Annotated in this window: 8 protein-coding genes and 1 pseudogene; 2 read left to right on the top strand and 7 right to left on the bottom strand. The window is 56.5% G+C overall.

What is annotated here, in order from left to right:
- Positions 1-167: 167 nt before the first annotated feature.
- The 4 genes and pseudogenes from PU624_RS03650 to PU624_RS03640 form a co-directional block, all read right to left on the bottom strand.
- On the bottom strand, positions 168-2,705 hold the full coding sequence (locus PU624_RS03650) for an excinuclease ABC subunit UvrA (RefSeq protein ID WP_283545198.1): 2,538 nt from the start codon (positions 2,703-2,705) through the stop codon (positions 168-170).
- Between the two features lie 274 nt (positions 2,706-2,979).
- A pseudogene (locus tag PU624_RS22275) lies at positions 2,980-3,259 on the bottom strand (type II toxin-antitoxin system HigB family toxin).
- An 83-nt stretch (positions 3,260-3,342) separates the two neighbouring features.
- The gene (locus tag PU624_RS03645) at positions 3,343-4,812 is read right to left on the bottom strand and encodes a DUF2382 domain-containing protein (protein ID WP_283545197.1); all 1,470 of its coding nucleotides are present in this window, start codon (positions 4,810-4,812) and stop codon (positions 3,343-3,345) included.
- Positions 4,813-5,085: 273 nt separating this feature from the next.
- Entirely contained in the window at positions 5,086-5,655 is a 570-nt protein-coding gene (locus tag PU624_RS03640; RefSeq protein WP_283545196.1) for a pyridoxamine 5'-phosphate oxidase family protein, read from the bottom strand.
- 165 nt (positions 5,656-5,820) lie between these two features.
- Between PU624_RS03640 and PU624_RS03635 the strand changes: the two genes are divergently transcribed.
- Positions 5,821-6,390 carry a GNAT family N-acetyltransferase gene (locus tag PU624_RS03635; RefSeq protein WP_283545195.1) on the top strand — a complete coding sequence of 190 codons (570 nt, stop codon included), beginning with the start codon at positions 5,821-5,823 and terminating at the stop codon, positions 6,388-6,390.
- Positions 6,391-6,450: 60 nt separating this feature from the next.
- Here PU624_RS03635 and PU624_RS03630 read toward each other — a convergent pair whose 3' ends face one another.
- The 3 genes from PU624_RS03630 to PU624_RS03620 all read right to left on the bottom strand — a co-directional run bounded on the left by PU624_RS03630 (position 6,451) and on the right by PU624_RS03620 (position 11,044).
- Entirely contained in the window at positions 6,451-8,580 is a 2,130-nt protein-coding gene (locus PU624_RS03630; protein WP_283545194.1) for a sensor domain-containing phosphodiesterase, read from the bottom strand.
- Between the two features lie 424 nt (positions 8,581-9,004).
- On the bottom strand, positions 9,005-9,244 hold the full coding sequence (locus PU624_RS03625) for a transcriptional regulator (RefSeq protein ID WP_283545193.1): 240 nt from the start codon (positions 9,242-9,244) through the stop codon (positions 9,005-9,007).
- Positions 9,245-9,661: 417 nt separating this feature from the next.
- Positions 9,662-11,044: a methyl-accepting chemotaxis protein gene (locus PU624_RS03620; RefSeq protein WP_283545192.1), complete on the bottom strand. Its 1,383-nt coding sequence runs from the start codon at positions 11,042-11,044 to the stop codon at positions 9,662-9,664.
- Between the two features lie 351 nt (positions 11,045-11,395).
- Here PU624_RS03620 and PU624_RS03615 point away from each other — a divergent pair, with 351 nt between their 5' ends.
- Positions 11,396-13,177 (top strand): GGDEF and EAL domain-containing protein, encoded by a 1,782-nt coding sequence (locus tag PU624_RS03615; protein WP_283545191.1) that lies wholly within the window; start codon positions 11,396-11,398, stop codon positions 13,175-13,177.
- Positions 13,178-13,196: the final 19 nt, after the last annotated feature.

The following is a 13,196-nucleotide window of genomic DNA, read 5'->3' as shown; positions in this document are numbered from 1 at the left end:
CTGATGGCATTATCTTACCGATATTCCGCTATCAGGCCGCCAGGGTGTGGCGGATTAAACATTGCCAGCAGTGATAATCTTCGAGGTTAAGATTTGACGGGCTCAGAAGCTGACTTCTGAGCCCTGATGCGGCCGTTTCAGCGGCATCGTTATCCCGTGTAATCCGCTTACGCCGGATCGCCCGCCCTCTTTTTCAGCTGCGCGGAAAGCCAGGGTGCGGTCAGACTCTCTGCGGAGGTGCTCACTGCTTCCGGTGAACCGGATGAGACAATCCTTCCGCCTTTCAGCCCCGAACCGGGACCCAGATCAATTACCCAGTCCGCCTCTGCCACAATGCGCATAGTGTGTTCCGCCATGACCACGGTGTGACCGCGTTTCACGAGTTCATCCAGCACAATCAGCAGCTTATCCATGTCAGACGGGTGCAGGCCTGTCGACGGTTCATCAAGCAGATAGAGCGTGGACGTCCGCTGGACGCGCTGCAGTTCCCAGGCGAGCTTGATGCGCTGACACTCTCCACCGGACAGCTCAGTGGCGGGCTGACCCAGCGTCAGGTATCCCAGCCCCAGCGACGTCAGGGCCGACAGCGACCGCTGGATCCCGTCATACCCCTGAAACACCTCAGTAGCGTCGTCCACGGTGAGATTAAGCACGTCCGCTATGGTCAGGTTATTCCACTTCACCTCCAGCGTCTCGGGGTTATAACGACTGCCCGCGCAGACCGAGCAGGTTGCCGTGGCGCTGGGCATGAAGAGCAGCTCAATCGAAATCTGTCCCTGCCCTTCACAGGCGGGACAGCGTCCCGCAGGCAGGTTGAATGAGAACCGGCTGGCGCTGAATCCTTTAGCCTTCGCGGCGGGGGTGTCGGCAAACAGTCTGCGGACGATGTCGAAAAATCCGGTGTAAGTCGCCAGATTTGAGCGTGGCGTGCGCCCGATAGGACGCTGGTCGATTCTGACCAGGCGGCCGATGGCGTCACTTCCGCTGACAACCTGCCCCTTAACGTCCGGCACCAGATCCTCTTCGTCGGCCTCCTCGATATCCGGCGTTTTGTCAAACCGTCCGAGCATTTCCGGAAGCACGCGATTCAGAAGTGTCGATTTACCCGAGCCGGACACGCCAGTAACTGCCGTCATTCTCCCCAGCGGGATGGCGATATCCATTCCGGCAATATTGTTGCAACAGACCTGTTCAAAGCGGAGCCAGCTCTCGGCAGGTCGACGCTGACGCAGTCCGGTGTAGTGGCGGGAAAAGAGATAGGCCGAGGTCGGTGATGCACTGACGTCTTCGAGTCCTGCTGGTTCGCCGTTATAGACAATATCACCGCCATGCGTTCCCGGACCGGGGCCAACCTCGATGAGCCAGTCTGCCTCGGCGATGAGATCGAGGTTATGCTCAACCACCACCAGCGAATTACCTGCACGCACCAGATTTTTCAGGGACGCCAGCAGCGCTTTGACATCGTCAGGATGCAGGCCAGCTGAAGGCTCATCCAGCACATAAAGCACGCCAAACAGCCGTGAAATCAGCTGAGTTGCCAGACGCACGCGCTGCAGCTCGCCGGATGAGAGCATGGTGGTGCGCCGACCGGGTGCCAGATGCCCCAGACCCAGCGTTTCCAGCTGATCAAGCCGCATCGCAATATCCGACGCCATCCGGATCACTGCCTCACGCAATGCCGCCTCACCAGGCAGGTCCGGTGAGGTGCCCGCCGCATAAGGCTTCAGCAGTTCCGCAAGCTCAGCGACCGACAGCTCACTCAGACTGGCAATGTCATGACCGGCAAAGGTCACGGACAGCGCGTTACGGTTAAGCCGTTTACCGTGGCATTCGGAACAGGGCGTGACCGTCACAAAACGCGCCAGCCGTTTCTTTGTTGTCTCACTGCCACCCGAGTAACTCTGCAATACGATTTTTGCTGCACTGGTGTATGTGCCGGTATACGCGGGCTCTTCGCCTGCCGCCAGCGCTTTTTCACGCTGCTCTGCGTTCAGACCAGCAAAAATCGGCACCGAGGGCTGTTCGTCAGTCAGCAGGATCCACTGCTGGTCACGAGCTGAAAGCGTATGCCAGGGCGCATCGACATCGTAGCCCAGCGTCTCAAGGATGCTGCGAAGGTTTTTGTTATGCCAGCCTCTGGGCCATGAAGCGATAGCGCCCTGCCGGATGCTCAGTGAGACATCCGGCACCATCGACTCGGTTTTGACGGTGTGAACTCTTCCCAGTCCCTGGCAATGCGGACAGGCCCCTTCAGGATTATTAGGCGAGAAATAATCGGCAGTCATAAAGGGAACACCGTCAGGTCTTACGCCTGCACGGGAGAACAGCAGGCGCAGTGTGACAGAGATGCGGGTAAGGCTGCCCACGGTGGAACGCTCCTGCGCGCCAGCCCGGCTCTGCTGAAGCGCCACCGCAGGCGGAAGCCCGTCAATGTTATCCACATCCGGCGCAGCGGCCTGATCGATTAAGCGGCGGGCATGGGGCGATACCGACTCGATAAACCGGCGCTGAGCTTCCGCATAGAGGGTATCAAAGGCCAGTGACGACTTACCGGAGCCAGAAACCCCGGTGAACACCACCATGGCATTGCGGGGAAACCGCAGCGAAACGTCTTTGAGATTATGTGTTCTTGCACCCTGTACCGAGACATAAGGGTCGATGTGCTCATCAGCGCGGTAATGATCGGCCTTGCGTTGTTCTGGCATGATTACCCTGTTTAATAATGCACGGCAGATGCAGGATCGTCTGCCGTGAATGACTTAAAATTGCAGATCTCACCCGGCGTTCGGGCTATCCGGCCCGTTTGGGGATAGAAACAACAGCAAGGGTAGTCAGGGATCGCGGTGTTCACAACGCGGGGCGGCTGATTCAGGACTTGCCGGTCTGGGGCGTTGTGGTTTATGCCGTCACAGATCTGGCTGGAACAGGATTCAATAACGAACCGCATGAAATAGAAAACCCGCACAGGGCGGGTTTCAGTCAAGGGGTGCTTATCCTTTCGGATTGGGCTGAGCCTATAAGTGATGCGAGCGGATTTATTTTGTCGTATTCGGCGTGCGTACCTGCAAATTTTAATGCAGACCGCCTGAAACCTGTAAGCCACGGCAGTGATCAGGCTGATTTCCCTTAATATCAAATACCACCCGATTTTACTCAGAAAATCTGCCGGTCTGAACCGGTCCTTAAAACCCTGCGGCGTTCGAAGGAATGATGGCCATTCCGGATGAACAAAGCTTAAAGGATGTGCGGCGACGGGGATTTAATTCAAAACGTACCCTTAACGAGAAAAACCCGTCAGAGACGGGTTTTCAGGCATGAGATGTGACAATCACCGTGACAGCATTACGGCTTTTTAAACTTGTCTTCGACCTTCTCTGTTGCTTCCGCGATCTTATCCCCGGCTTTCTCCACGAAACCCTCTTTGTGCGCCGGCTCGCTGCCTGGCGTTAACGGACGTGTGTCATGTTCAGCGCGGGCCTGACGCGTGCTTTCAATCAGCGGATCGGTCGCGGTACGATTGCCGGTCACCGGCTCTGAACCGGCATGATCGGCACTGGCATGGTCAATATCCACTTCCTGACGGCGTACCGAATCATTGATGGTTTCAACCCGATCGCTGGCCTCTTTGCGCAGCACCACTTCTTCAATGATCTGCGCGGTCTTATTGACCACCGGCTGCTCATGCGTCTCTTCAACTTCGACGGTTTTCTCAGACCAGTCGACATTAGCCGGTGAGCCCGTTTCACTGACCGGACGACGGAAGATTTCGGCATGCTGCTCATGCAGCGAGACATTTTCTGACACCTGATCGGTGACAGTGTAGCGGCGGACGCGGGTAGACCCTTCGCTGACCAGACGTTTACCCACTTCCAGTCGCTCTTCGGCCAGACGCAGCACATCTTCGTCACTCTCATCGCCCGTCAGCGCGGTGCGGGCAACGCCGCGATGAGGTTGAAGCGGATCGACCGCTTCACTCTCTGAAAGCGTTCCACTGGCAGGCGCCGTCAGGCCATCACTGGTCGCGTAACCTGGCGCATAATCATCAGGTAAGGCCGCGCTGCGCTCAGTCAGCTCTTCATGCGCATCCAGAATGCCCAGTGCGCGCGGTAACTCATCTTCATCGGCCCGCAGCGACAGCACCACACCGCCGGTACGCATCGCGTCTTCATAAACTTCAGCCTGATCCTCTTCCAGCGTATTACCAAACAGGCGCTGCCAGAAGCCAGGGTGACGGGCTTCGTGACCTTCGGTACGCAGGCGATCACCGGAGATGATATCAATGTCATCATCCAGGAACCCGGCCTTAATCAGGTTACGCTTTGCACCTTCTGCCAGTGAGAGATTGCTGAACATTGTTACGATTGTTTCACGCGCCATGATGTGTTCCTCGGTGATGGATTCGGACGGCTCTGGATAGGGTATACGGGTAAGATGAGCGTGCTGTTTGCGCAGGGAGACAACCTGTTCTGTGGCTTCCTCGCTGACAACCTTGCGGATATGCCACTCCTCTTTCAGCACCAGGTGACGAACAATCTCGATTTCCTCTTCGACGATCGGAATGATCAGCACGCCGTTTTCTTCACGGATGTCCGGCATTTCAGCCAGCCGCTCCGACTTAGGAATGCGATCGATTTCCGCTGTCTGATGCCGGAGCATCAGTGCAATTTTCTGCTGATGCTCGGTGACCTGTCGGGTAACCCTGACATGACCGTCGATGACCCGCTGTTTAGCGATATCAACGGTTTCCTCCGCCAGGCTTATCACCTGCTCGCTACCCTCTGACCCTGGTTTTTCAGGAGGTTGATTGTTCATAGTTAACCTGCCTGTGATACAGAGCGATCAATTGTGCTTTTCCTGACCTTAAGCATAAGTCACTGCTTTTCGGTTGGTTAAAGCCTGGCACAAACAATCACAAAAGATAGCAAAAGGCAGAAAAACGCTGACATATGAAGATAAAATGGCGCTAATTTCGCCTAAGCGACACGGCAGATTAAAAATGGCAAGCGCAGCGGTAAACAGTGAAATCTGTTTTGTCGCATGCGCGAAAAGGAATTAGCCAGGTAGGGTCAATCAGTGCATCGGTGATCAGGGGTTGAGCCACTCGCTTGCCTGCAACTCACCTTCGGAGGCGTAGCGAAACAGGGCGCGCTGATTATCGTTTCGCTGAAGCTGATACGCGTCCAGCATGCTGACCCGCACGATGACTACACCAAAGCGGGATTCTCCCGCTTCCGCTGCTGACGCATCAGGCATCTCATCAGCCGCTAGCCGTGCTTCGCCTGGGGGTCCGCCGGTGTAAGTCTGCCGCGTGTGCTGCGGTAACGCACGCCAGGCTGCCCGTGCGACCTCCGTTCCCGCCGCATAACACTCAGCCCGTCCCGGCATCCGCAGTTGCAGGCGGCGCTGATGGCAATATCCGAGCACGGTGACCTGCGGGTTCACGGCCATCTCCTGCCACTTCGGACTGCGTACATCGGTATGAAAGGTCAGCGTCCTGTGGTCGTCAGCACACTGGCGCAATACCACAGTCCGCGCCTGCGGGCGTAGTTCCGCATCCACAGTACAAAGCGTCAGATAACGGAATCCGGCCTGCGGATCGGCGGCAGCGTCATCCAGTGCCGCCCACGCCTCTGCTTCGAACGTTTTGAGATCCATTGGGAATTACTCTCATCAGGGTCAGTTTTCAGTCATGTGGCTAAAAGCGTAGCAACGAAGTGGGAAGATGACTCACAGAGTCGCGGAAGCGCATCCCACCCGTCAGAAACTCTGTGCTATTTTTGCGCCATCGCCTTACCGATTTAAAACGCAGGGAGTTGCACAATGTCCACTGATGATTTACCGCACGTAGTACCACCGCAGGTCACCTCGCCACGCCTGACTTATCGTCCGCTGTGCGAGGAAGACTGGGCTTTCTATCTGGCGGTCAGTCAGGACCGATCGGTAATGAAGTACATCAGCGATCCACGCAGTGCAGAGGAGATCAGAACTCACTCATTTGATGTCCGCCTGCCCGCCTGGTACGCAGGCTGCAAACACTGGCTGTGTCTGGTGGTCGGGGAAAAAACATCGGGTTTACCGGCTGGTTTCTGCGGATTTATCGATCGCGGTGAGGGCATCGCGGAGTTTGGGTTTATTCTGGCCGCCCATGCTCAGGGCAAAGGTTATGGTCGCGAGTCGCTGCAGGCCATCATCGCGTTCTGCTTTGAGCAGCTGGATTACCGCAAGCTGACCGCCACAGTGACAGCAGGCAATACTGCTTCACGGCGGACACTGCTTGCTGCTGGCTTTATTCAGGAAGGAACGTTGCGGCAGAACTTTTTTCTTGATGGTCAGTGGCAGGATGACTGGATCTTCGGCCTGCTGAAGCAGGAATATCGGCCTGCACGCTGACCTGACAGGCGAAGAGCAGGTCTCAATCATCCCGCTCTTCGCCTGCCGCGGTCACATCGATCAGTGTGGCGTGACATCGTGACCGCTGGCGACGGCAGACGGGTATTGCTCTTCCCCACACAACATTGCCTCAAAATCCGCGGGCGTCATTGGCCGGCACAGGCCGTTGCCCTGCATGATGTCGCACCCGGCGGTAGTGACAAACGCGATCTGCTCTTTGTCTTCCACTCCTTCAGCGGCCACCCGGATACCCAGACTTTTGCCGAGCGCGGTAATGGCCCGGAACATCATCCGCACCCGCATACTGGAACCTAGCTCGTGCGTCAGCGACTTATCAATTTTAAAGCCCGCCACAAAGCTATATCTCAGCAGGTTAATGGACCCGAGCGTGCGCCCGTAATGATCGATAATGAACGAGGCTCCGGTCCGGCGCACCGCTTCAACCTGAACCGGCATATCCTGCACCAGCACAGCCAGCAGTGGCTCATCCACTTCCAGCTCAACAAAACCGGCGTCGCCGCCAGCACTCTCACGTATCACCGCTTCCAGACTGTTACCTGAAAGCTGGCGCGGAAACAGATTGATGCTGACACGAAGATGAGGTGCGCGAACCTGCCATTGCCGGACCTGCGCCAGAGCACTGCGAATGATCCACTCCCCCAGCGTCACAGAAAGTGGGCTCTTAACCAGCATGCCGATAAATTCGGCGGGTAACAGCAGACCGCGTGTCGGATGCTGCCAGCGCACCAGCGTCTCGCATCCAGTGAGCTTTCCGCTCTCAACGTCGAAGCGGGGCTGATAGTAAAGTGTGAACTGCTGCTGGCGCACCGCCGTTTCAAGTTCTCGCTCAAAGCGGCGGCGCTGCTGTTCCGCTTCACGAAACGCGGGCATAAACAGGATACTGCGGCCTTTGCCTGACGCTTTGGCACGATAAAGCGCCAGGTCAGCGGCCGACATCACCGCAGAGGGATCGCGCCCATGTTCCGGGTAAGAGGCGATGCCGGTACTGGCGCCGACCACCACTGGCGAGTCGTGATAACGAAACGGCGTCTGAACGGCCGCAATCAGTTTTTCTGCTGTGATTACCGCTTCTGCGCTGCCGCCTGCTAACAGAATCACAAACTCATCACCGCCCAGCCGCGCGGCCGTCACAGCACCGGCGCACACTGCGCGAATCTGTTCAGCCACGTGACACAGCAGCGCATCCCCGGCGGCATGGCCCAGCGTATCGTTCACCTCTTTGAAACCATCGAGATCGGTCATCAGTAAGGTATAGGGCACGCCCGCCGTGGTCAGCTGTCCGACCTGCTCCATAAAGGCGCTACGGCTGGCAAGGCGGGTCAGCATATCCATTGAGGCCAGCTCAGAGAGACGCGCCTCACTTTCATAGCGGGCCGTGACATCACGGATGATCATGCCCACCAGCCGCTCACCCTCTTCGCGCCAGCCTGAAAAAGAGACTTCTGCCGGGAACTCACGACCGTCACGCGTCACTCCCCATATCTGCAGTGAGCGGGGATGTGAGATCGCCGCCTCGTCAGAGGTAATCCGGGCCAGTTCAATGCGGTAGTCAGTCTGGCAGCGCGCCGGAATCAGCTCGCTGACGTACTGACCTCTCATCTCCTCTGCTGTGTAGCCGAACAGCGCCGTGGCGGCCGGATTCCAGAAGGTGATGCCGCGCCGCAGGTCGGTGCAGACAATAGCGTCAGGTGAAGTAGATGAGATCGCCTCAAGCCGCTGCTGGCTGGTGTAGCGCAGTAACTCCAGACGGTGCATCTCCATGCGATCCATCACCAGCGCGGCAATGTCGGTCAGATGCTTTCGATCCTCTGCCGTCAGCGGCTCACGCGGGTGGCTGTCAGTCAGGCAGACCGTGCCAATATGATGGCCATCCGGCGTTGAAAGCGGAATCCCCGCGTAAAAGCGGATAAAGGGGTAACCATGAACCAGCGGACTGTCACGAAAACGCGGATCTTTCAGGGTATCAGGCACGCAGAGGATATCGCCCTTCGCCAGCGTATGGTGGCAGAAGGCGACGTTGCGCGAAGTACCTGAGATATTCAGACCGTAGCGGGAGGCAAAGAACTGCCGCTTCTCGTCGATAAGTGACACAAAAGCAACCGGCACTTTAAACAGTCGCGCAGCAAGCGTGGTGAGACGATCCAGCGCATCAGTTGGCGGTGAATCCATCAGGTTATACTGCCTGAGTGCGTCGAGACGAGCCGCCTCGGCATCATGATAAACTGGACGTTTCAGCGTAACTCCCCTCAGATATAATCTGCTGTGGCCGGCATGACACAGCGTAAAGAGGACACGTTCAATCAGACAGGACATGCAGAATTTGCTGCCGACCCGCTGCCGGAAGAAAGGCCCGTCAGTGAACTCTGCAGCAACGGGTTGCCGCGCTGAGCCCGATGAAGCTGGCACCGCAGACAATGAAGCGCCAGTTAATAAAATTGGCCTGGCAGAGAGGTTGCGGCGGATCAGCGGCTTAGGGCGGACCACGCCAGAATCATCTGGCCAGGGCTTATCAGACGAGCCATCAATGCGCTTCGCTTGTCTCTGTATATCGGCCTGGCATGACTTAACTTCAGGAAAATAGCGGCTGCCAGCCTTACTTTTTCAGCTTCGGCACCAGTTCAAAATTGGGATGCTCTCCGGCCAGCAGCAGCAGCAGTTCATACTCGCCCTGGCTGAGCAGCGCGGGATTTTTCGATGCCTCTTTGGTCTGCCAGACGCGCTGGCTCAGGTCAAAACGTTCTGCTGCAATCTCCTGAGAGAGACCGGCAGCAACGCGCAGTTCACGCACGTTGTGCTGTACGGCCACAGGCCGCTGTAAAATCTGATTTGTCATATGAAACGCTCCGCATACGGTGCCCCGGTGTGAAGGCCGGGTGAATGAATACGCCTGCGGCCAAAACATAAATTTGAGTTAAGTTTTAACAGGCCAGCATTCCGAAACCGTCAGGAAAGCGTAAGGCATCAGTAAAACCTTAGAAATTAACTGTAATTATATTTAATTAACTGACCGGTTAATTATTGCACTACTGAAAATAATCATCGCCATTCTTAAATGATGATAATGACCAGATGATGATCACCATCAATCACAGTCTCAAAAACAGTGACACATTCATTTAATCTTTAAATAAAGAATAATAATGAATTTTTATTCCGGGCCGGACAGCGATTATTTACAGATAAAAAATATCCGGCCAGGTTATACCTGACCGGAATTTTCCCGGCCGACTTTATTCGTCGGCATAACGCGTTAATTCATCCCAGCAACAGCATGATTCGGCAGGGTAAAGCGGGTGATCACGCTGCCAAGCGTTTCGGTCTGGCCGCTGAGACTGCTCGCCGTCGCTGACACATGCTGAACCAGCGTCGCATTCTGTTGCGTCACGCGGTCAAGTTCAGCCACGGCGACGGTGACCTGGGCGATACCTTTGCTCTGCTCATCTGAAGCCAGCGCAATCTGCCCAATCAGTTCATTGACGCCATCAACACCGCGCAGCACGGCTGCCATGGTGGTTCCTGCACTTTCCGCAGCCCGTCGGCCATCATCGACGCGGCTCACGGTATCGGCAATCAGCTCTTCAATCTCTTTAGAGGCAGCTGCACTACGCTGCGCCAGTGAACGAACCTCACTGGCGACCACCGCGAAGCCGCGGCCCTGCTCGCCCGCACGGGCGGCCTCTACGGCGGCGTTCAGCGCCAGAATATTGGTCTGAAACGCGATGCCATTAATGGTGGCGGTAAACTGCCGGATTTTTTCCGATCCCTGCGCGATGCTGGTGATGGCTGCTGCCACTGTCTGCACCAGTTCAACGCCCTGATGCGTGGTATTTGTGGTGGTGGCGGCCAGTTCACGCGCTTCACGGGCATTCTGTGCATTGTGGCGCACGGTGACGGTGATCTCCTCCATGCTGGCTGCGGTCTGCTCCAGCGCAGCGGCCTGTGTCGATGTCCGGTCGGAAAGATCGGCGTTACCCGTGGCGATATCACCCGCTTCACGATGCAAAATGGCGGCGTTATCGCGGATAGCGCTGACTGTCTGCAGGAGACTGTGCTGCATCTCTTTAACCAGCGGCACCAGTTGCCCGACACAGTTGCGCCCCAGGTCTTCCGGCTCACGCGTCAGATCGCCATCAGCAATAATTTTTAGATGACCGCGAATTTTACCTACCGGACGCACCAGGTGGACAACCAGATAGCGGTCGCAGAACAGCAGCAACGCCACGGCCGCAATCAGTGCTGCCAGCAATACGTTTTCCAGCCGATGCCGATCAGCTTTCAGGGGTGCCTGATTCTCAGCCAGCTGCTGGTTCAGCTTATCCAGCTGCGCGCGGGCCACAGCTGTGTACTCTGCTGGCGTGGTGGTGAGTGCGGCACGGAAGCTGTCCCAGTCAGCATCGGCAGGGGTTACAGCGACGAGAGCCTTAATATCTGCTGGCGACCCGCTCTGCATGACGATAGCGCTGCGCGCCAGAAAGCTCAGCTGCTGCGTAAGCGCCTCTGAGCGATCGGTTTGACGAAAGATGTCGCGCACGATCTGGCTGCTGTAGCCGCCAGCCAGCGCAACGACGCCCAGTGAGATGATCATCATCCACAGCACAACGCGGCGGATAGTGAAATGCCTGAGTGAATTCATGAGGTTTTCCCCGATGTTGTCATTGGTGTAGTTAAAAAAAGAAAGCAAAAATAAGTTATGTCATCTACTTTAATGCGTTATTATATCGCACACTATGTTTATGCTTTATATACTGGCAGGATATTTAAGAAATTAATAGTTTTTAACGACAAAATAATAGAATCGTCATTACGAAAATATTTCGTTAAAGAAAAATAATTTGCTATTCTGACCAGCGGCGACGTGCGGCGCAATAAAAAATAAAAACGTCATGGCTATATCTTTTTTCAGAAATAGCCTGTAGTGATGACGCCATATCCTTTAACATTTCTGTTTAATTTCGCTCCGTAACCAGCCGGTGCGGAGGAATCCATGCTTATGAGCCTTAGCGACGGCGATGATAGCCGTACGCGAACCCTGCACGCGCTGCGCAATAACGACGAAAGTCGCGATGAGGTGTTGCGCCAGTTCGTCCGGCTCGCCAGCCAGGCTCTGGGTATTCCCGGCAGCTTTATCTCCGTACTGGATGATGAGATGCAGCATGTTAAGGCTGCGCATAATTTCACGCTTACTCAGTCCTCCCGACAGGACTCGCTCTGCCGGCACGTCGTTGACACGGACAGCGCCGTAGTCGTGCCCGACACGCTGCTGGATATCCGCTTTGCTGCCCATCCGCTGATTACCGGCGCGCCGTTTATCCGCTTCTATGCTGGTGTGCCGCTGAAAAGCAGCACCGGTCTGATACTGGGAACGCTGTGCGTGACCGACACCGCGCCTCATCGCTTTGGTGGCGATCAGGTGGCGATGCTCAAAATGCTGGCGGCCCTGGTGATGTCATTTCTTGAGGCCTGGTACTCGGCCGGTTTTGCCGACCCGGTAACCGGCCTGCCAAATCGTCAGCGTCTGATTCGCGACCTGCAGTTTCTTGCCGCCTCCGGTGACACCACGCCACGGCGCCTGGTGCTGATTGACTGTATCGATATGCCGCGCGCTTATGAGCTTGCGCGCTCAATGGGCATGGGGCCGGTTGAAAGCCTGCTGAAAGATGTCGCGACATTACTGCCGCTGCGCCTGCGTCCTGCGCCGGGGGAGATGCTCTATACCGTGGCAACCGGGCGCTTTGCCCTGCTGACACGTCAGGAGAGCAGACTCACAGCCAACTGGGTAGCAACGAAGCTGGCGGGAATCAGCGCGGATATCGGCGATGGGCTGTCGGTCGCCCTGACGACGCATACCGGTGAAGCGAGCTTCAACACCGGGGAGATGCCCGCTCAGGAGATCCTGCGGCGTGCAGTCAGCGCGCTGCATGAGGCCATTACCCGTGACGTAGCCTCAATGCCCTTCAGTGAGGCCACCGATAGCCGCCATACGCAGGACTTCACCCTGATGCATGACCTGGCCACGGCACTCCGCCAGGACAAGGGATTGTGGCTCGCCTATCAGCCTAAAATCTGCCTGCACAGCGGCAAGCCGATTGGACTGGAGGCGCTGATCCGCTGGCAGCACCCGGTGCGCGGTGAGCTGTCACCGGCACAGTTTTTACCTTTCGCAGGTCAAACTGAACTGCTCAGCGAGCTGACAACCTGGGTCACAGAGCACGCCATCGCGCGGCTCTCCCGGCTTCGCAACAGCTATATTCAGCTGCCGATTACCATTAACGTCAGCAGCAGCGATTTTTCCCGCGACGGTTTTGCCGACGAACTGGAAGAGCGGATGATCAGGGCGAAGCTGCCGGTTTCGCTACTGGGCGTGGAATGTCTGGAGACGGAACGGATTCTGGAAAGCCCGACCGCGATGCAGGGGCTTGAGATGCTGAAACTGCGTGGATTCGGTATTTCACTCGATGACTTTGGCACCGGCTACAGCAATATCAGCTATCTGCGGCGCATGCCGCTGGATGTCATCAAGCTGGACCGGTCACTGATCAGCGAGATTTCGTCTGATACCGCGTCGCGCGTCATCGCCCGCAGTATTATTGCGATGCTCAAAGATCTCGATTATATGGTGCTGGCTGAAGGCGTGGAGAATGAGGAAACGGTGAAAGTACTGACCGAATTCGGCTGCGATCAGGCGCAGGGCTTTTTCTACTCCAGGCCGCTGGCGGAAACGGCGCTGGATGAGTGGCTGGGCTGGCGATTACGCAGTAAGTACTGAACAGCCCACACCAGCCTGA

Source organism: Pantoea sp. Lij88, from assembly GCF_030062155.1.
Taxonomy (GTDB): Bacteria; Pseudomonadota; Gammaproteobacteria; order Enterobacterales; family Enterobacteriaceae; genus Pantoea.
This window is presented reverse-complemented; position numbering and strand designations above follow the sequence as displayed.